This window comes from Streptomyces sp. NPDC001714, from assembly GCF_042892755.1.
Classification (GTDB): domain Bacteria; phylum Actinomycetota; class Actinomycetes; order Streptomycetales; family Streptomycetaceae; genus Streptomyces.
Window position 1 is genome coordinate 173,587 of record NZ_JBIAUL010000006.1, and the last position, 20,114, is coordinate 193,700.

The window sequence follows — 20,114 nt, forward strand, 5'->3', positions numbered from 1 at the left end:
GCGCAGTGTCTGCTCCGACCCGAGGGTGTGAGAAGGCGGTGCTTGGAGGGGCGCGGGGAGCCGCGCGCAGTGTCTGCTCCGACCCGAGGGTGTGAGAGGGCGGTGCTTGGAGGGGCGCGGGGAGCCGCGCGCAGTGTCTGCTCCGACCCGAGGGTGTGAGAAGGCGGTGCTTGGAGGGGCGCGGGGAGCCGCGCGCAGTGTCTGCTCCGACCCGAGGGTGTGAGAAGGCGGTGCTTGGAGGGGCGCGGGGAACCGCGCACGGTACCTGCTCCGACCCGCACATACGAGAAGGGGCCCGATCCCACCGTGGAGACCGGGCCCTTCTCGAGCAAGCCTGCGGCTACGCCTTCCGCAGACGGAACGTCAGCGACAACCCTTCGTCGGTGAAGGGCTCGCCGTAACCGTCATCCCCCTCGCCCTGGGAGAAGTCGGTCGCCAGCACCTCGTCGGCGATCAACCCAGCGTGCTCGGCCAGCGCCGCGATCACCGCCGGGTCGGTCGACACCCACCGGAGCGTGATCCGGTCGGCCACATCCAGCCCGCTGTTCTTGCGCGCCTCCTGGATCAGCCGGATCGCGTCCCGGGCGAGCCCGGCCTGCCGCAGCTCCTCCGTGATCTCCAGGTCGAGCGCGACGGTCGCACCGGAGTCCGACGCCACCGACCAGCCCTCACGAGGCGTCTCCGTGATGATCACCTCGTCCGGTGCCAGCGTCACCGTCTCGCCCTCGACCTCGACCGTCGCCGTGCCCTCGCGCAGCGCCAGCGACAGCGCAGCCGCGTCCGCCGCGGCGACCGCCTTGGCGACCTCCTGCACCCGCTTGCCGAACCGCTTGCCCAGCGCCCGGAAGTTGGCCTTCGCGGTCGTGTCGACCAGGGAGCCGCCGACCTCGGAGAGGGACGCCAGCGAGGACACGTTCAGCTCGTCGGTGATCTGCCCGTGCAGCTCCGGGTCGAGCGCGTCGAACCCGACCGCCGCGACCAGCGCCCGGGACAGCGGCTGCCGCGTCTTGACACCCGACTCCGCGCGCGTGGCCCGGCCGAGCTCCACGAGACGTCGTACCAGAACCATCTGCTTCGACAGCTCCGGGTCGATCGCGGACAGGTCGGCCTCCGGCCACGCCGCCAGGTGCACCGACTCCGGGGCCCCCGGGGTCACCGGCGTCACCAGGTCCTGCCACACCCGCTCGGTGATGAACGGGGTCAGCGGGGCCATCAGCTTGGTGACGGTCTCCACGACCTCGTGCAGCGTGCGCAGCGCGGCCTTGTCGCCCTGCCAGAAGCGGCGCCGCGAACGTCGGACGTACCAGTTGGACAGGTCGTCGACGAACGCGGAGAGCAGCTTGCCGGCGCGCTGGGTGTCGTACGCCTCCAGCGCCTGCGTCACCTGGTCGGTGAGCGCGTGCAGTTCGGAGAGCAGCCAGCGGTCCAGGACCGGGCGGTCGGCCGGGGCCGGGTCCGCCGCGGACGGCGCCCAGTTCGACGTACGGGCGTACAGCGCCTGGAAGGCGACCGTGTTCCAGTACGTCAGCAGCGTCTTGCGGACGACCTCCTGGATCGTGCCGTGCCCGACCCGGCGGGCCGCCCACGGGGAACCGCCGGCCGCCATGAACCAGCGCACCGCGTCCGCGCCGTGCTGGTCCATCAACGGGATCGGCTGCAGGATGTTGCCCAGGTGCTTGGACATCTTGCGGCCGTCCTCGGCGAGGATGTGCCCCAGGCAGACCACGTTCTCGTACGACGACTTGTCGAAGACCAGCGTGCCGACGGCCATGAGGGTGTAGAACCACCCGCGCGTCTGGTCGATCGCCTCGGAGATGAACTGCGCCGGGTAGCGGGACTCGAACAGGTCCTTGTTCTTGTACGGGTAGCCCCACTGCGCGAACGGCATCGAACCCGAGTCGTACCAGGCGTCGATGACCTCCGGCACGCGCGTGGCCGTCTTCGCGCACTGCGGGCACGCGAAGGTGACCTCGTCGATGAACGGGCGGTGCGGGTCCAGCTCCGACTGGTCGGTGCCGGTCAGCTCGGTCAGTTCCGCGCGGGAGCCGACGCAGGTGAGGTGGTCGTCCTCGCAGCGCCAGATCGGCAGCGGGGTGCCCCAGTAGCGGTTGCGGGACAGCGCCCAGTCGATGTTGTTGTTCAGCCAGTCCCCGTACCGGCCGTGCTTGACCGTGTCCGGGAACCAGTTGGTGTTCTCGTTCTCCGCGAGGAGGCGGTCCTTGATCGCCGTCGTGCGGATGTACCAGGACGGCTGCGCGTAGTAGAGCAGCGCGGTGTGGCAGCGCCAGCAGTGCGGGTAGCTGTGTTCGTACGGCAGGTGCTTGAAGAGGAGGCCGCGCTGCTTGAGGTCCTCGGTGAGCCGTTCGTCGGCCTTCTTGAAGAAGACGCCGCCGACCAGCGGCACGTCCTCCTCGAAGGTGCCGTCCGGGCGGACCGGGTTCACCACCGGCAGGCCGTAGGCGCGGCAGACCTTGAGGTCGTCCTCACCGAAGGCGGGGGACTGGTGGACCAGACCCGTACCGTCCTCGGTCGTGACGTACTCGGCGTTGACGACATAATGCGCCGGTTCCGGGAACTCGACGAGCTCGAACGGACGTTGGTAATTCCAGCGCTCCATTTCGGCGCCGGTGAAGGTCTGGCCCGTGGTCTCCCAGCCCTCGCCGAGCGCCTTGGCGACCAGCGGCTCGGCGACGACGAGCTGCTCCTCGCCGTTGGTCGCGACGACGTAGGTGACCTCCGGGTGCGCGGCGACCGCCGTGTTGGACACCAGGGTCCACGGGGTGGTCGTCCACACCAGGAGCGCGGCCTGGCCGGCGAGCGGACCGGAGGTGAGCGGGAAACGGACGTACACGGAGGGGTCGACGACCGTCTCGTAGCCCTGCGCCAGCTCGTGGTCGGACAGACCGGTGCCGCAGCGCGGGCACCAGGGGGCGACGCGATGGTCCTGGACCAGGAGGTCCTTGTCGAAGATCGTCTTCAGCGACCACCAGACCGACTCGATGTACTCGGGGTCCATCGTGCGGTAGGCGTCGTCCAGGTCGGTCCAGTACCCCATGCGGGTCGTCAGCGCCTCGAAGGCGTCGGTGTGGCGGGTCACCGACTCGCGGCACTTGGCGTTGAACTCGGCGATGCCGTACTTCTCGATGTCCGGCTTGCCGCTGAAGCCCAGCTCCTTCTCGACCGCGAGCTCGACCGGCAGGCCGTGGCAGTCCCAGCCGGCCTTGCGGGCCACGTGGTAGCCGCGCATGGTGCGGAAGCGGGGGAAGACGTCCTTGAAGACGCGCGCCTCGATGTGGTGGGCGCCGGGCATGCCGTTGGCGGTGGGCGGGCCCTCGTAGAACACCCACTCGGGGCGGCCCTCGGACTGCTCCAGGGTCTTGGCGAAGATCTTCTGCTCGCGCCAGAAGTCGAGCACGGCGTGCTCGAGGGCGGGCAGGTCGACCTGGGCGGGCACCTGGCGGTACGTCGGCGCTGTCATCTGCGAGCTTCCTCCAACGGACTTGCTGCCTTCCGTCGGAGGGACGAGAGCCTTGTCTTCCGGACGCCGTGTGCGGCGCGCTCCCGCGGTACCACCCTCCTTGGCCCTCCGGACGCCGTACGCGCCGGTGAGCCCCCTCATTGGGGTCGCGAAGCCGGCTCTACTGACCCCTGCGGGGCTTTCTTCCGGCGGCTCCGGGGTGATCTTCGCGTCGCGCTCGCCCCCGGGCTTCCACCGTCCCCGGGTCGCTCTGGGCTGCGTACGCCGCTACTCGTCCCCATCCACGCTTCTCGCTCCGCCCAGTGTACGGCGCCGCACGGACAGCGGCCGACCCGTTTTCCGGGCGCCGGCGGGGCAGAGCGGTCCACCTGCCGTGATGACCCGAATGGCGAGGTACGCGTGTTCGCATCCTGGGATGTCCGGCTCGGCGGATTACCGCGCGGGGAGCTGGGCACAACGCATGCATACCTGCTGCGTGGGGGGCGCGGGGCAGGCGGATCGGGCGGCGTGCCCCGTTGCCGCGGGACTCAAGTCGATTTATCGTCCCAGCACGATTCGCGTGCAAGATCACAATATGTGAAGGGGCCGCGGCCATGGTGGCGAAGAAGACCGCGGGGGACGGCGGAAAAAGGGGCACGCGCGCGACAGCGGCGGCTCCTTCCAGGAAAACGCCAGGTGAAAAGGGTTCCGCCAAGAAAGAGGCCGCGAAGAAGGTGCCGGTGAGGACGACGGCCGAGAAGAAGGCCGCCGCGAAGAAGGCCGACGGGGCGAGGTCGGAGAAGGCGGAGAAGAGCGCGTCCAAGGCCGCGGCGACGAGGACCGTGGCGGCGAAGAGCACGGCCAAGAAGAGCACGGCCAAGAAAGCGGGCGCGGCGCGGGCCGCGAAGCAGACGGGAGCCACGACGGTGGTTGCGAAGAAGACTCCTGGCACGGCCACGGCGGCGGACACCGCCGTCCCCAAGGCGCGGGTCGCCACGGCGGCTCCGGGCGAACTCGCGGTGCGTCCCGGCGAGGACCCGTGGACACCCGAGGAGGTCGAGGAGGCGCGCACCGAGCTGACGGCCGAGGCGATGCGGCTGCGCGCCGAGCTCGAGGCGTCCGAGAGCGCCCTGGCCGGGCTGATGCGGGACTCCGGGGACGGCGCCGGTGACGACCAGGCCGACACCGGCACCAAGAACATCACCCGGGAACACGAACTGGCGCTGGCCGCCAACGCGCGCGAGATGCTCGAACAGACCGAGCGCGCCCTGCAGAAGCTCGACGCGGGCACCTACGGCCTATGTGAGAACTGCGGGAACCCCATCGGCAAGGCCCGGATGCAGGCCTTCCCGAGGGCCACCCTGTGTGTGGAGTGCAAGCAGAAGCAGGAACGCCGCTACTGAGCATCGGGGTCCCCTGGGGCGTGCCGTAGTCTCGTCCCGAGGCAGGCACCTAGGTTGAGGGACTCACGTGGCAGAGGCGGAACGCATCATCGGTACGCCGGGCACCCCGGACGACGGCGGCGAGCGGACGGCGGCGCCCGGCGCTTCCGATGCGTCCGGTGCGGATCGGCAGTCCACCGCGGACCGGCGGCCCGGCCGCGGGCGCCGGATCGCCGTGCTGTTCGCGGTGGCCGCCTTCGCGTACGCCCTCGACCTGGTCAGCAAGATGATCGTGGTCGCGAAGCTGGAGCACCACGCGCCGATCCAGGTCGTCGGCGACTGGCTAGAGTTCCACGCCATCCGCAACCCGGGCGCGGCCTTCGGCTTCGGCGGCGCCTTCACGATCATCTTCACGCTGATCGCCGCGGCCGTGATCGTCGTGATCTTCCGCCTGGCCCGCAAGCTCTACAGCTTCCCCTGGGCGGTCGCCCTCGGCCTGCTGCTCGGCGGCGCGCTCGGCAACCTCACCGACCGGATCTTCCGCTCGCCGGGGATCTTCGAGGGCCAGGTCGTCGACTTCATCGCGCCCAAGGGCTTCGCGGTGTTCAACCTGGCCGACTCGGCGATCGTCTGCGGCGGCATCCTGATCGTGCTGCTCTCCTTCCGCGGCCTGGACCCGGACGGGACCGTCCACAAGGACTGAGTGCCTCCAGGGGCTTGCGTACGGGGCGGTCGGCGGTGTCCGGCATACTCGACGGGTGAGTACGCTTCCCGAGATCCGAACCCTGCCCGTGCCCGACGGCCTGGAGGGCGAGCGCGTCGACGCCGCCATCTCCCGCATGTTCGGCTTCTCCCGCACCAAGGCGGCCGAGCTGGCCGCGGCGGGAAAGGTGCAGGTCGACGGCTCGGTGGTCGGCAAGTCCGAGCGGGTGCACGGCGGGGCCTGGCTGGAGGTCGAGATGCCGGGGGCGCCCGCGCCCGTGCAGATCGTCGCGGAGCCCGTCGAGGGCATGGAGATCGTACACGACGACGAGGACGTGGTCGTGATCGTCAAGCCGGTCGGCGTGGCCGCGCACCCCAGCCCCGGCTGGACCGGCCCGACCGTGATCGGCGGTCTGGCGGCCGCCGGCTACCGCATCTCCACGTCCGGTGCCGCCGAGCGCCAGGGCATCGTGCACCGCCTCGACGTCGGCACGTCGGGCCTGATGGCGGTCGCCAAGTCGGAGCGGGCGTACACGTCGCTGAAGCGCCAGTTCAAGGAGCGCACGGTCGACAAGCGCTACCACACGCTCGTGCAGGGCCACCCCGACCCGACCAGCGGCACCATCGACGCCCCGATCGGCCGCCACCCGCAGCACGACTACAAGTGGGCGGTCACGGCCGACGGCAAGCCCTCCGTGACCCACTACGACCTCATCGAGGCGTTCCGCGCGGCCTCCCTGCTCGACGTGAAGCTGGAGACCGGCCGCACCCACCAGATCCGCGTCCACATGGCCGCCCACCGCCACCCCTGTGTCGGCGACCTGACCTACGGCGCCGACCCGACGCTCGCCAAGCGGCTGCGCCTGACCCGTCAGTGGCTGCACGCCGTCAGGCTCGGTTTCGAGCACCCCGCGGACGGCGAGTGGGTCGAGTTCGCCAGCGACTACCCGGCCGACCTGCAGAAGGCGCTCGACCAGGTCCGCGAGGAGACGTACGGATGAGCACGCGCGCGTACGCGGTGCGGGTCGCCGAGGACCCCGCCGACCTGGAGGCGTGCTTCGCGGTGCGCAAGCAGGTCTTCGTGGTCGAGCAGGGCGTCCCCGAGGACCTGGAGTACGACGCGTACGACCCCGTCGCCGTGCACGTCCTGGCGGTCCGCGAGGACGGCGTACCGCTCGGCACCGGTCGGCTGCTGTACGGCGAGCGGGCCGCGGCCAAGACCGGCGGCGACCTGTCCCTCGGCTCCCTGGGCCGGCTCGCGGTCGCCGCGGAGGCCCGCGGCCTCGGCATAGGCGTCGCCCTGGTCCGGGCCGTCGAGGAGGCCGCACGCGCGCGTGGCCTGGCCGCGGTGGACCTGCACGCGCAGACCCACGCGCTGGGCTTCTACGAGCGGCTGGGCTACGAGCCGTACGGCCCGGAGTACGAGGAGGCGGGTATCCCGCACCGGGGGATGCGCAGGGTTCTGTAGCCGGCATGGCACGCTGGAGGCCCGCTGTGTGATCGTCTACACCCGGAGCGCTGGCCGTGGATCAGTTGGCCCTGTTGTTCGTGCTGCTGCTCGGGGCCCTGGTGAGCGTTCCGGTGGGGGACCGGTTCGGACTGCCGGCGCCCGTGCTGATGACGTTGTTCGGGATCGTCCTCGCGGTCGCCGACTTCGTGCCGAACGTGAACATCCCGCCCGAGCTGATCCTGCCCGGCCTGCTGCCGCCGCTGCTCTACGCCGCCGTACGGCGGACCTCGTGGCGGCAGTTCGCGGCCAACAAGCGGCCGATCTTCCTGCTCGCCGTGGCCCTGGTCTTCGTCACGACGCTGTGCGTGGCCGTCGTCGCCAACGCGATCGTGCCCGGGCTGCCGATCGCCGCCGCGATCGCGCTGGGCGCACTGGTCGCCCCGCCCGACCCGGTCGCCGCGACCGCCGTCGCCGGACAGCTCGGGCTGCCGCGCCGGCTGGTGTCGATCCTGGAGGGCGAGGGCCTCTTCAACGACGTCACGGCCATCGTCCTGTACCACGTGGCCATCGCGGCCGTGGTCAGCGGCACGTTCTCGCCGTGGCGGGCCGGGCTGGACTTCCTGCTGTCCGCCGTGGTCGCGGTCGTCGTGGGACTGGTACTCGGCTGGGGCGCGAACAAGCTGATGGACGTGCTCGGCGACGCGACCCTGCAGATCGGCCTGACCCTGATCGTCCCGTACGCCTCGTACGTCATCGCCGAGGAACTGCACGGTTCCGGTGTCCTCGCCGTGCTCACCACCGCGCTGTTCATCGCCGAGTACGCCACCGACGCCGACGACGTCATGACCCGGCTCGCCGGATACACCTTCTGGGACATCGTCGACACACTCGTCACCGGTGTCGCGTTCGGGCTGATCGGCCTGGAGCTGCACAACGCGATCCGCACCGCGTCCGGGCGCTGGGGCGAGCTGCTGGGCTGGGCGGCCGCGATCGTCGCCGTGGTCGTGGTGGTACGGCTGGTCTGGCTGCTGCCGGCGACCTGGCTGACCAAACGGCTGCACGCCCGGCGGGACTACGACGAGGAGATCCCGACCAGCTGGCGGGAGACCATCGTGATGTGGTGGTCCGGGATGCGCGGCGTGGCGTCGGTGGCCCTGGCCCTGGCCGTCCCCCTGAGGACGGCGGACGGATCCGCCTTCCCGGACCGGGACGAGATCGTCTTCATCGCCTTCGGTGTGATCATGGCGACGCTGGTCCTCCAGGGGCTGACCCTGCCGTGGCTGGTGAGACGGCTGGGGGTGCGGGCCGACATCGACCGCGAGAAGGAGATCGAGAAGGAGCTGGCGGTACGGGCGGCGAAGGCCGCCCGGCGGCGGCTGAAGGAGATCGAGCAGGTCGAGGACCTGCCGGAGGACGTGACGGAGCAGATGCTGCGGCGGGCCTTCGAGATCGGGTTCCGGATCAGTCCCGACGTGGTGGAGGACGAGCGGCGGGAGGGCCACGAGAAGCGGATACGGCGACTGAAGCGGTTGCGGCGGATCCAGCAGGAGATGCTGAGCGCGGCGCGGCACGAGGTACTGGCGGCGCGCAGCGAGCCGGGGGCGGATCCGGAGATCGTGGACCGGGTGCTGCGGCATCTGGACGTCCGTAGCCTGAGATGATCTGCCACCCGTGCACCGCTCGTTCGGTTGCTCGAGGTACGGGCGTCTCCCGTGGGGGCTGAGCGCCGTCGGCGGCCGACCGCAGCGCGCACAGAGCGGCAGTCATACAAACATGTGGCGGCTGTGGACAGTCGCAGGCGCCGTCGGCTTCCCGCTCGTAGTCTCGGATCATGGCTCGGAACATTGTGATCAGTGGTGGAGGAACCGGGATCGGGCTCGCCGCGGCGCGGGTGTTCGCCGGGGACGGTGACCGGGTGCTGCTGCTCGGGCGGCGCAGAGAGGTGCTGGAGAAGGCGGGGGTGCCGGGGGCGGAGGTGTACGACGCGGATCTGGCCGAACCCGAGCAGGTGCGCGCGGTCGCGCGGTTCGTCGCCGAGGAGTTCGGGACCGTGGACGTGCTCGTCCACAGCGCCGGAGGCAACGCGGCGCGCGGGGCCGGCGCCGGGGAGGGCGACCCGCTCGACGCCGCCGCGCGCGTCTGGACCGGCAACTTCCGTCAGAACACGCTGACCTCCGTGCTGCTCACGGAGGCGCTGAAGGACCGGTTGGCCGATCCCGGCGGCCGGGTGCTGTTCATCAGCTCCATAGCGGCCTTCCGGGGCTCGGGGAGCGGCTCCTACGCCGCCTCCAAGGCGGCCCTGCACCCGTATGCCCACGACCTGGCCCGGGAGCTCGGCCCGCGCGGGGTCACCGTGAACGTGGTCGCACCGGGGTACATCGAGGACACCGACTTCTTCGGCGGCCCGGTGGAGGAGTCCCGGCGCGCGCAGCTCGTCGCCGAGACGTCGACCGGGCGGGCCGGCACACCCGGTGACGTCGCCGCCACGCTCCACTGGCTGGCGTCCCCGGCGGCCGGGCACATCACCTCGCAGATCATCCAGGTCAACGGCGGCGCCGAGCGCGGCCACTGAGGCGAGGGGAGCGGTCAGCCGCGGCCGGTGCGGGGCGGCTCGCGCAGGCGCCGGCCGGCCGCCGCCCCGTCCTGGGAGGGGATGATCCCGCTGGGCGGCAGGACCGCGTCGGCCGTGTTGACCCGGGGCAGGGCGTACGGGTGCTCCGCGCACAGCCAGGTGATCATCTGCTCGCGGACGGTCACCCGGACCGTCCAGATGTCGTCCGCGTCCTTGGCGGTCACCAGCGCCCGCACCTGCATGGTGTTCGGCGTGGAGTCGGTGACCACCAGGCCGTAGGCCCGCCCGTCCCAGGCCGGGCACTCGCGCAGGATGTCCTGGAGCTTGTCCCGCATGGCCTCGACCGGCGCCGAGTGGTCGACGTGCCAGTAGACGATCCCGGTCATCTGCGGGGTGCCCCGCGACCAGTTCTCGAAGGGTTTGGAGGTGAAGTACGACACCGGCATGGTGATCCGGCGCTCGTCCCAGGTCCGTACCGTCAGAAAGGTCAGGGTGATCTCCTCGACCGTGCCCCACTCGCCGTCGACCACGACCGTGTCACCCAGGCGCACCATGTCGCCGAAGGCGATCTGCAGCCCGGCGAACATGTTCGCCAGGGTGGACTGGGCGGCCACACCGGCGACGATGCCGAGGATTCCGGCGGAGGCCAGCAGCGAGGCCCCGGCCGCGCGCATCGCCGGGAAGGTCAGCAGCATCGCCGCCACGGCCACCACACCGACGACCGCCGTCACCACCCGCATGATCAGCGACACCTGGGTGCGCACCCGGCGGACCCGGGCCGCGTCGTGGTGGACGCGGGCGTAGCGCGTGTAGGTCGTCTCCACGACGGCCGCTGCGATCCGCACCACCAGCCAGGCCGCCGCCCCGATCAGCACCAGGGTCAGGAGCTGGCCGACGGCGACCCGGTGCTCCAGGATCAGCTCGGCCTGGTCGTAGGAGCCTCTGAGCAGGGCCGCGCACAGCACCAGCTGGTAGGGGATGCGGCCGCGCCGCAGCAGGCCCCACAGGGGTGTCTCGCTGTGCCGTGCGTCGGCCTTGCGCAGCAGCAGGTCGGTCGCCCAGCCGATCAGCAGGGTGAGGACGACGGCGCCGCCGACCACGATCAGCGGGCGGAGTACGTTCTCCATCTCCATGGGTCCGAACGTAACCGGATCTGCGGGGTCCTGAACATGCCGACCGGTGAGAAGGACGTCACTGTCGTGACGTCACGCTCGTGGCCGCGGCTCTCGGCACGCAGGGCAGGACGGGCGTCGCCGGCGCCGGCTGGCACCATGGGCGCATGAACATCATGCTCTTTCACTCGACCTATGGGCTCAGGCCCGCGGTGCGCGAGGCCGCGGACCGGCTGCGTGCCGCCGGGCACGAGGTGTGGACGCCGGACCTCTTCGAGGGGCGCACGTTCGACACGGTCGAGGAGGGCATGGAGTTCAACGAGTCGCTCGGCAAGGACGAACTGCTGAAGCGGGCCGTGCTGGCGGCGGCGCCGTACTCGGAGCGCGGGCTGGTGTACGCGGGGTTCTCGCTGGGCGCCTCGATCGCGCAGACGCTGGCGCTGGGCGACGAGCGGGCGCGGGGGCTGCTGCTCCTGCACGGCACGTCGGACATCGCGCCCAGCGCCTCGGTGGACGAGCTGCCGGTGCAGCTGCACGTGGCCGAGCCGGACGCCTTCGAGACCGACGACTGGCTGAGCGCCTGGTACCTGCAGATGGGCCGGGCCGGTGCCGACGTGGAGATCTACCGGTACCCGGGGGCGGGTCACCTCTACACCGACCCCGGTCTGCCGGACTACGACGAGGAGGCCGCCGAGGCCACCTGGCGGGTGGCGCTCGGTTTCCTCGACACGCTGTAGGACTTTTCTGTAGCCGACGGCTAGACCGGGTCGTAGGTGCGCTCGACCTTCTGGGTACCGCTGCGGGTGCGGTACGACCGCTCCCAGGACGAGGTGGCGTCGGCCTTCGTCTTGTCGGAGAGGACGTAGTAGTCCATCTGCGCCCGCGCGGCCGTGATGTCCAGGATGCCGTAGCCGTGCCGGTCGGTGTCGACCCAGTGCACGTGGCGGTTGGCCAGCTGGATGATCGGGGCGGCGACGGTGGAGACGACGCCGGGGGAGACCTTGAGTATGTCGTCGAGGTTGTCGGAGGTCACCGAGGTGACCACGAACTCGGTGGCGGCCGAGGCGGACAGCGGGTAGGTCCCGGCGTCCACCGGCACGTCGTTGGCCCAGGCCATGTGGATGTCGCCGGTGAGGAACACCGTGTTGCCGATCGCGTTGGAGCGCAGGTGGGCCAGCAGCTCGCGGCGGTCGTCGGTGTAGCCGTCCCACTGGTCGGTGTTGAGCGCGAGGCCGTCCTGCGGCAGGCCGAGCAGCTTGGCGAGCGGCTTGAGCAGGTCGGCGGAGAGCGAGCCGATGGCGAACGGCGAGATCATCACCGAGTTGCCGACCAGCCGCCAGGTGGTGTCGGAGGCCTTCAGACCGGCCTTGAGCCAGTCGAGCTGGGCGCGGCCGGTGATGGTGCGGTCCGGGTCGTCGACCGAGCCGCTGCCCGTGGACACCTGCTGGGAGCGGAAGGAGCGCAGGTCGAGCAGGGAGAGGTCGGCGAGCCTGCCGAAGCGCAGCCGGCGGTAGGTGGTGCCGGCGATGGCCGGGCGGACCGGCATCCACTCGAAGTAGGCCTGCTTGGCGGCGGCCTGACGGGCCGTCCAGGTGCCTTCGGTGCCTTCGGTGTGGTTCTCGGCACCGCCGGACCAGGAGTCGTTGGCGAACTCGTGGTCGTCCCAGATGGCGATGACCGGCGCCTTGGCGTGCAGGGCCTGGAGGTCGGTGTCGGTCTTGTACTTGCCGTGCCGTATGCGGTAGTCGGCGAGCGTGATGATCTCGTGGGTGGGCGCGTGCTGCCGGACCACGGTGTCCCGGGTGCCGTACTCGCCGGTGCCGTACTCGTAGATGTAGTCGCCGAGGTGCAGCCACGCGTCGAGGTCGCTCCGGGCGGCGAGGTGGCGGTAGGAGGCGAAGTAGCCGGCCTCCCAGTTGGCGCAGGAGACGACGCCGAAGCGCAGGCCGGAGACGGTGGCGTCGGTGGCGGGCGCGGTGCGGGTGCGTGCCACCGGGGAGTCCGTGGGGCCGGCCGAGAAGCGGAACCAGTAGTCGGTGGCCGGGGCGAGTCCGCGGATGTCCGCCTTGACGGTGTGGTCGGAGGCGGCGGTCGCGGTGGTCGAGCCCTTGGAGACGATGTTCGTCAGCGCCTTGTCGGTGGCGACCACCCAGCTGACCTCGGTGTCCGGACCGGTCCCGGAGCCCGGCGTCGCGTCGGCGGTCGGCGTCACCCGCGTCCACAGCAGGATGCCGTCGGGGAGCGGGTCGCCGGAGGCGATGCCGTGCAGGAAGGCGGGCGCGTCCGAGGCGGCCCGGGCCGGCAGCGCGGCGGCCAGTGGTGCGGCCAGGACAGCGGTCGCCGCCGCGGCCTTGACGACCGTACGGCGGCGGGGGGAGAGGGAGCGCGCACTCTCGGAAGACTGTGTTGATCTGTTTCGACTGGTCACGAGCGCTCAGGTTACTGACCAGTATGAACAAGAGCAGGCGAACCAGCGAAAGTTCGCCTGCTCTTCACGTGGAGCCGGGAATTCCGGTCGGGCGTCAGCCCTTGAGGGCCGCGTCCACCACGGAGTTGAAGGCGTCGACCGTCATCGGCGGGTTGCCGTTGGAGTCGGCCGTCAGCATCTTGCCGTTCATGACGAAGCTCGGGGTGCCCGTCACGCCGTCCTTGTTGGTGTCGAAGGTCTTCGACATGGCCAGCGCCCAGGCGTCGTACTTGCCGGACTTCACGTCGGCCTGGAAGGACTTGTTGTTCTTCAGCGCCGGGACGGTGTCGGCGACCTCGATGAGGTAGCTGTCGTTCTTGAACTTGTCGGTGGACTCGTCCGGGTGCCACTTCTTCGAGTACAGCGCGGTCTTGTACTCCAGGAACGCCTCGTCGCTGACGTTCAGCGCGGCGCCCATGGCGCTCAGCGCGTTCTTGGAGCCCTCGCCGCGGGAGCCGATCGTGCCCTTGCCGAGCGCGTCGCCGTCGAGGAAGGTACCGCCGATGTACTGGATCTTGAACTTGCCGTCGTCGATGTCCTTCTTCACCGTCGACCCGACCGTCTGCTCGAACTGGGCGCAGATCGGGCAGCGCGGGTCCTCGTAGACCTTCAGGGTCTTCGTGGCGGTGGACTTGCCGATGACGACCGTGGTGCCGTTCGTGCCCGTCGTGTTGGCCGGGGCGACGACCTTGGCGTCCTTCTCGGACTCCCAGTAACTGGGCTTGTTGGCCTGGACGACGGCGTAGCCTATGCCGCCCGCCGCGGCCAGCACGGCCACGACCGAGCAGGCCACGATGAGCTGGCGCCTGACCTTGGCGCGCTTGGCCTGCTTCTCACGCTCGGCGCGCAGCCGCTCCCGGGCCGCGTTCTTGGCAGCTGCGCTGTTCCGCTTGCTCATGTTGGTGATCTCCATAGGGGACGCGCACATGTCGTACGCGGGATACGTGTGGGGGACTCGTCGTACTCGGAGTGCTCGAAGTACTCGGACGAGGGGCGTGCTCGGGTGGGCGGGGCGCTCAGGCGAAGGGCAGGGCGGGCGCCCCGGAGCACGGCGGTCCGCGCCGTCCCAGGGAGTGCACGAGGAGCAGGCCGCGGGCGGCGGCCGGGCGCGGCGCCGGGCGGGGCAGCCGTCGTGCCGGAGCCGGCCGGACCGTGCCCGCGGCGACCGCGAGGAGCAGCGGGCGGAAGGTGGTGGCGGCGACGGCGCGCAGCAGCTGGGTCAGGGCGCGCTCGCCGCGGCGCAGCCAGGCGGCGGCGAGCAGGCCGACGCCGACGTGCGCGGCGAGCAGCAGCCAGGCGGCGGTCGGGTCGGCGTGCGCGAGGGCCGCGGCGGCGCGGGAGCCGCCGGTCATCCGGGCCAGCGGGGTGCCGACCGTGCCGCCGTGGCAGAGCACGTCGAGGCCGACCGCGCGCAGCGGGCCCGCGATGGGGCCGCCGGCCCGGCCGTAGCAGGCGTGCTGGCCGGTGGTGAAGACCGTGTCGGCGGCCAGCTCCAGCGGGACCAGCAGGGCCGCGATCCGGCCGAAGCCGCGCTCGCGGCCCGCCAGCGCGTACGCCGTGCCGAACACGCCGGCGGCGACCGCGGCCACCGTCGTGAACGGCAGCGGGGCCCGGGACAGCAGCACGTGCGACGCGGTGCTGAGCGTCACGACGAAGGCCGTGAACAGCGCCGCGCGCACGGCTCTGAGCTGGGTCCCGGATATGTCCATAGCGGTGGAGAGTCTGTCACGTACTCATGTAAGGGACCCCTAAAAAGGCCCTGAGAATCGGCGAAGGTTACAGCCCTGGAATGCGGCCGTTGCGGAAGAGGTCGACGAAGATCTGGTGGTCGGCACGCGCGCGTGCGCCGTAGCTGTGCGCGAACTCGGTGAGCAGGCCCGCGAAACCGTCCTCGTCGGCGGCGATCGCCGCGTCGATGGCCCGCTCGGTGGAGAACGGCACCAGGGACTCGCCGGAGGTGTCGTCGGCCGCCGAGTGCATCGACGCCGTGGCCCGGCCGAGGTCCGCGACCACCGCCGCGATCTCCTCCGGGTCGTCGATGTCGCTCCAGTCCAGGTCCACCGCGTACGGCGACACCTCGGCGACCAGCTGCCCCGCGCCGTCCAGCTCGGTCCAGCCGAGCCACGGGTCGGCGTGCGCCTGCAGGGCGCGCTGCGAGATCACCGTGCGGTGGCCCTCGTGCTGGAAGTAGTCCCGGATCGCCGGGTCCGTGACGTGCCGGGAGACGGCCGGGGTCTGGGCCTGCTTGATGTAGATCACCACGTCGTTCTCCAGGGCGTCCGTGGCGCCCTCCAGGAGGATGTTGTACGACGGCAGGCCGGCCGAGCCGATGCCGATCCCGCGGCGGCCCACGACGTCCTTCACGCGGTAGGAGTCCGGACGGGACAGGGACGACTCCGGGAGCGTCTCCAGGTAGCCGTCGAAGGCGGCCAGGACCTTGTAGCGGGTGGCCGCGTCCAGCTCGATGGAGCCGCCGCCGGAGGCGAACCGGCGCTCCCAGTCGCGGATCTCCGTCATCGAGTCCAGCAGCTCGAAACGGGTCAGCGAGCGGGCCGCGCGCAGCGCGCCGAGCAGCGGGCCCTCGGCGGAGTCCAGGGTGAACGGCGGCACCTCGTCGCGCTTCGCGCCCGTCGCCAGCGCGTGGATGCGCTCGCGGTACGCGCCCGCGTACACCTCGACCAGCTCGGTGATCTGCTCGTCGCTGAGCGCCTTCGCGTACCCGATCAGCGCGATCGAGGCGGCGAAGCGCTTCAGGTCCCAGGTGAACGGGCCGACGTAGGCCTCGTCGAAGTCGTTGACGTTGAAGACCAGACGGCCGTTGGAGTCCATGTAGGTGCCGAAGTTCTCCGCGTGCAGGTCGCCGTGGATCCACACGCGCGAGGTGCGCTCGTCCAGGTACGGGCCGGTGTATATCCGCCCGGCGCCCAGACCGGCGTGCTCCGCGTCCAGGTCGTGGTAGAAGAGCGCGGCCGTGCCCCGGTAGAAGGCGAAGGCCGAGGCCGCCATCTTCCGGAACTTCACGCGGAACGCGGCCGGGTCGGCGGCCAGGAGCTCGCCGAAGGCGGTGTCGAAGACGGCGAGGATCTCCTCGCCGCGCTGCTCGCCGTTGAGCTGGGGGACCGACATCGCTGGGTGCCTCCTGGTACGGGTGATGCCTGACGTGTGGCGCGGATCTCTCGCCCGGACCAACGTGCGAAGGTCCCCGGGAGTGCCCGCTTTCTCGGCATGAAGGTACGCGGGGCAGCCCGCCCGGTGTCAGTCCGGAGGCATAGGATTCCGCTGTCCCACCAGACTGTCCGCAGCCGGTGGGGAGATCGTCGACGCCCGTTTCCCTTGGAGGCCGAAACCGTGTCAAAGCCGCCCTTCACGCACCTGCACGTCCACACCCAGTACTCGCTGCTGGACGGTGCCGCGCGGCTCAAGGACATGTTCAACGCCTGCAACGAGATGGGCATGACGCACATCGCCATGTCCGACCACGGCAACCTGCACGGGGCGTACGACTTCTTCCACTCCGCGAAGAAGGCCGGGGTCACCCCGATCATCGGGATCGAGGCGTACGTCGCCCCCGAGTCCCGGCGCAACAAGCGCAAGATCCAGTGGGGGCAGCCGCACCAGAAGCGGGACGACGTCTCCGGTTCCGGCGGTTACACCCACAAGACGATGTGGGCCGTGAACAGCACGGGCCTGCACAACCTCTTCCGGCTCTCCTCGGACGCGTACGCAGAGGGCTGGCTGCAGAAGTGGCCCCGGATGGACAAGGAGACCATCGCCCAGTGGTCCGAGGGGATCGTGGCCTCCACCGGCTGCCCCTCCGGCGAGCTCCAGACCCGGCTGCGCCTCGGCCAGTACGACGAGGCCCTCAAGGCCGCCGCCGACTACCAGGACATCTTCGGCAAGGACCGCTACTTCCTGGAGCTGATGGACCACGGCATCGACATCGAGCACCGGGTCCGCGACGGCCTCCTGGAGATCGGCAAGAAGCTCGGCATCCCGCCGCTGGTGACGAACGACTCGCACTACACCTACGCGCACGAGGCGGCCGCCCACGACGCCCTGCTGTGCATCCAGACCGGCAAGAACCTCTCCGACCCGGACCGCTTCAAGTTCGACGGCACCGGTTACTACCTCAAGTCCACGGACGAGATGTACGCCATCGACTCCTCGGACGCCTGGCAGGAGGGCTGCGCCAACACCCTCCTGGTCGCCGAGATGGTCGACACCACCGGCATGTTCGAGGCCAAGAACCTCATGCCGAAGTTCGACATCCCCGACGGCTACACCGAGGTCACCTGGTTCAAGGAGGAGGTCCGCCGGGGCATGGACCGCCGTTTCCCCGGCGGCGTCCCGGAAGACCGGCAGAAGCAGGTCGAGTACGAGATGGACGTCATCATCCAGATGGGGTTCCCGGGCTACTTCCTCGTGGTGGCCGACTTCATCATGTGGGCCAAGAACAACGGCATCGCGGTCGGCCCCGGCCGAGGCTCCGCGGCCGGCTCGATCGTCGCCTACGCCATGGGCATCACCGACCTCGACCCGATCCCGCACGGCCTGATCTTCGAGCGGTTCCTCAACCCCGAGCGCGTCTCCATGCCCGACGTCGACATCGACTTCGACGAGCGCCGGCGCGTCGAGGTGATCAGGTACGTGACCGAGAAGTACGGCGCCGACAAGGTCGCCATGATCGGCACCTACGGCAAGATCAAGGCCAAGAACGCGATCAAGGACTCCGCACGCGTGCTGGGCTACCCGTACGCGATGGGCGACCGGATCACCAAGGCCATGCCCGCCGACGTCCTCGGCAAGGGCATCGACCTGGACGGCATCACCAATCCCACGCATCCCCGTTACAACGAGGCGGGCGAGGTCCGGGGGATGTACGAGAACGAACCGGACGTGAAGAAGGTCATCGACACCGCCAAGGGCGTCGAGGGCCTGGTCCGGCAGATGGGCGTGCACGCCGCCGGCGTCATCATGTCCAGCGAGACCATCACCGAGCACGTCCCGGTGTGGGTGCGGCACACCGACGGCGTGACCATCACGCAGTGGGACTACCCGAGCTGCGAGTCGCTCGGCCTGCTGAAGATGGACTTCCTCGGCCTGCGCAACCTCACGATCATGGACGACGCCGTCAAGATGGTGAAGTCCAACAAGGGCGTCGACATCGACCTCCTGGCGCTCCCGCTGGACGACCCGACGACCTTCGAACTGCTCCAGCGCGGCGACACCCTCGGCGTCTTCCAGTTCGACGGCGGCCCCATGCGCTCCCTGCTGCGCCTGATGAAGCCCGACAACTTCGAAGACATCTCCGCCGTGTCGGCGCTCTACCGTCCGGGCCCGATGGGCATGGACTCGCACACGAACTACGCGCTGCGCAAGAACAAGCTCCAGGAGATCACCCCGATCCACAAGGAGCTGGAGGAGCCCCTCGAAGAGGTCCTCGCGGTCACCTACGGCCTGATCGTCTACCAGGAGCAGGTGCAGAAGGCCGCCCAGATCATCGCCGGCTACTCCCTCGGCGAGGCCGACATCCTGCGCCGCGTGATGGGCAAGAAGAAGCCCGACGAACTGGCCAAGAACTTCACCATCTTCCAGGCCGGCGCCAAGAAGAACGGCTACAGCGACGAGGCGATCCAGGCCCTGTGGGACGTGCTGGTCCCGTTCGCCGGCTACGCGTTCAACAAGGCGCACTCGGCCGCGTACGGACTGGTCTCCTACTGGACCGCCTACCTCAAGGCGAACTACCCCGCCGAGTACATGGCCGCCCTGCTCACGTCCGTCAAGGACGACAAGGACAAGTCGGCGATCTACCTCAACGAGTGCCGCCGCATGGGCATCAAGGTGCTCCCGCCGAACGTCAACGAGTCGGTGCACAACTTCGCGGCCCAGGGCGACGACGTGATCCTGTTCGGCCTGGAGGCCGTGCGCAACGTCGGCACCAACGTGGTCGAGTCGATCATCAAGAGCCGCAAGGCCAAGGGCAAGTACGCCTCCTTCCCCGACTACCTCGACAAGGTCGAGGCGGTCGCCTGCAACAAGCGCACCACGGAATCCCTGATCAAGGCGGGCGCGTTCGACACCCTGGGCCACACCCGCAAGGGCCTCACCGCGCAGTACGAACCGATGATCGACAACGTGGTCGCGGTCAAGCGCAAGGAGGCCGAGGGCCAGTTCGACCTCTTCGGCGGCATGGGCGAGGAGGAGAGCGACGAGCCCGGCTTCGGACTCGACGTGCAGTTCACCGAGGACGAGTGGGACAAGACCTACCTGCTCGCCCAGGAGCGGGAGATGCTCGGTCTGTACGTCTCCGACCACCCGCTCTTCGGCCTGGAGCACGTCCTCTCCGACAAGGCCGACGCGGGCATCGCCCAGCTCACCGGCGGGGAGCACGCGGACGGCGCGGTGGTGACGATCGGCGGCATCATCTCCGGACTCCAGCGCAAGATGACCAAGCAGGGCAACGCCTGGGCGATCGCCACCGTGGAGGACCTCGCGGGCTCCATCGAGTGCATGTTCTTCCCGGCGACCTACCAGCTGATCTCGACCCAACTCGTCGAGGACGCGGTCGTGTTCGTCAAGGGCCGCCTCGACAAGCGCGAGGACGTGCCGCGCCTGGTGGCGATGGAGCTGGCGGTCCCCGACCTGTCCAACGCCGGCACCAACGCGCCCGTGATCCTCACCATCCCCGCCACCCGGGTCACCCCGCCGATGGTCAGCCGTCTCGGCGAGATCCTCAGTCACCACAAGGGCGACAGCGAGGTCCGGATCAAGCTCCAGGGTCCGACCAAGACGACCGTGCTGCGCCTGGACCGGCACCGGGTGAAGCCGGACCCGGCGCTCTTCGGCGACCTCAAGGTGCTGCTCGGCCCGTCCTGCCTGGCCGGATAGTCCCCGGCTCCCGGCCGGCCGTACACGCGCGGAAGGGGCGCACCCGCAACGGGTGCGCCCCTCCCGCGTGCCCGGGCTTCAACA

The 20,114-nt window shown here is 70.2% G+C and carries 14 protein-coding genes; 8 read left to right on the forward strand and 6 right to left on the reverse strand.

Annotated features, from left to right (window positions below; genetic code table 11):
* Positions 1 to 340: 340 nt before the first annotated feature.
* Positions 341 to 3,478, reverse strand: a complete 3,138-nt coding sequence (ileS, locus tag ACFY0P_RS17620) for an isoleucine--tRNA ligase (protein ID WP_388913211.1) — start codon at positions 3,476 to 3,478, stop codon at positions 341 to 343.
* Between the two features lie 719 nt (positions 3,479 to 4,197).
* Between ileS and ACFY0P_RS17625 the strand changes: the two genes are divergently transcribed.
* The 6 genes from ACFY0P_RS17625 (at position 4,198) to ACFY0P_RS17650 (ending at position 9,563) form a co-directional block, all read left to right on the forward strand.
* Positions 4,198 to 4,860, forward strand: a complete 663-nt coding sequence (locus tag ACFY0P_RS17625) for a TraR/DksA family transcriptional regulator (RefSeq protein ID WP_388913214.1) — start codon at positions 4,198 to 4,200, stop codon at positions 4,858 to 4,860.
* Positions 4,861 to 4,927: 67 nt separating this feature from the next.
* Positions 4,928 to 5,542: a signal peptidase II gene (gene lspA, locus ACFY0P_RS17630; protein ID WP_388913217.1), complete on the forward strand. Its 615-nt coding sequence runs from the start codon at positions 4,928 to 4,930 to the stop codon at positions 5,540 to 5,542.
* 55 nt (positions 5,543 to 5,597) lie between these two features.
* Complete coding sequence (locus ACFY0P_RS17635; RefSeq protein ID WP_388913220.1) at positions 5,598 to 6,542, forward strand: RluA family pseudouridine synthase; 945 nt, start codon at positions 5,598 to 5,600, stop codon at positions 6,540 to 6,542.
* Positions 6,539 to 7,009 carry a GNAT family N-acetyltransferase gene (locus tag ACFY0P_RS17640; RefSeq protein WP_388913223.1) on the forward strand — a complete coding sequence of 157 codons (471 nt, stop codon included), beginning with the start codon at positions 6,539 to 6,541 and terminating at the stop codon, positions 7,007 to 7,009. Before ACFY0P_RS17635 ends, ACFY0P_RS17640 begins: the two co-directional genes overlap by 4 nt.
* Positions 7,010 to 7,065: 56 nt before the next feature.
* Positions 7,066 to 8,652: a Na+/H+ antiporter gene (locus ACFY0P_RS17645; protein ID WP_388913226.1), complete on the forward strand. Its 1,587-nt coding sequence runs from the start codon at positions 7,066 to 7,068 to the stop codon at positions 8,650 to 8,652.
* 170 nt (positions 8,653 to 8,822) lie between these two features.
* On the forward strand, positions 8,823 to 9,563 hold the full coding sequence (locus tag ACFY0P_RS17650; protein WP_388913229.1) for an SDR family NAD(P)-dependent oxidoreductase: 741 nt from the start codon (positions 8,823 to 8,825) through the stop codon (positions 9,561 to 9,563).
* 14 nt (positions 9,564 to 9,577) lie between these two features.
* Here the strand turns inward: ACFY0P_RS17650 and ACFY0P_RS17655 are convergent, their stop codons facing one another.
* Positions 9,578 to 10,690: a mechanosensitive ion channel family protein gene (locus ACFY0P_RS17655; protein WP_388914118.1), complete on the reverse strand. Its 1,113-nt coding sequence runs from the start codon at positions 10,688 to 10,690 to the stop codon at positions 9,578 to 9,580.
* Between the two features lie 152 nt (positions 10,691 to 10,842).
* Between ACFY0P_RS17655 and ACFY0P_RS17660 the strand changes: the two genes are divergently transcribed.
* Positions 10,843 to 11,412, forward strand: coding sequence for a dienelactone hydrolase family protein (locus ACFY0P_RS17660; protein ID WP_388913232.1), 570 nt, complete (start codon positions 10,843 to 10,845; stop codon positions 11,410 to 11,412).
* Positions 11,413 to 11,432: 20 nt separating this feature from the next.
* Here the strand turns inward: ACFY0P_RS17660 and ACFY0P_RS17665 are convergent, their stop codons facing one another.
* The 4 genes from ACFY0P_RS17665 to ACFY0P_RS17680 form a co-directional block, all read right to left on the reverse strand.
* A complete protein-coding gene (locus ACFY0P_RS17665) occupies positions 11,433 to 13,103 on the reverse strand; it encodes an alkaline phosphatase D family protein (RefSeq protein WP_388913235.1) in 1,671 nt (556 codons plus the stop codon).
* Between the two features lie 94 nt (positions 13,104 to 13,197).
* Positions 13,198 to 14,040, reverse strand: a complete 843-nt coding sequence (locus ACFY0P_RS17670) for a thioredoxin domain-containing protein (RefSeq protein WP_388913238.1) — start codon at positions 14,038 to 14,040, stop codon at positions 13,198 to 13,200.
* A gap of 118 nt (positions 14,041 to 14,158) precedes the next feature.
* Complete coding sequence (locus ACFY0P_RS17675) at positions 14,159 to 14,851, reverse strand: hypothetical protein (RefSeq protein WP_388913241.1); 693 nt, start codon at positions 14,849 to 14,851, stop codon at positions 14,159 to 14,161.
* A gap of 67 nt (positions 14,852 to 14,918) precedes the next feature.
* Positions 14,919 to 16,268, reverse strand: coding sequence for a DUF2252 domain-containing protein (locus tag ACFY0P_RS17680; RefSeq protein WP_388913244.1), 1,350 nt, complete (start codon positions 16,266 to 16,268; stop codon positions 14,919 to 14,921).
* A gap of 222 nt (positions 16,269 to 16,490) precedes the next feature.
* Here ACFY0P_RS17680 and dnaE point away from each other — a divergent pair, with 222 nt between their 5' ends.
* Positions 16,491 to 20,030, forward strand: a complete 3,540-nt coding sequence (dnaE, locus tag ACFY0P_RS17685; RefSeq protein ID WP_388913247.1) for a DNA polymerase III subunit alpha — start codon at positions 16,491 to 16,493, stop codon at positions 20,028 to 20,030.
* The last annotated feature ends 84 nt before the right edge of the window (positions 20,031 to 20,114 follow it).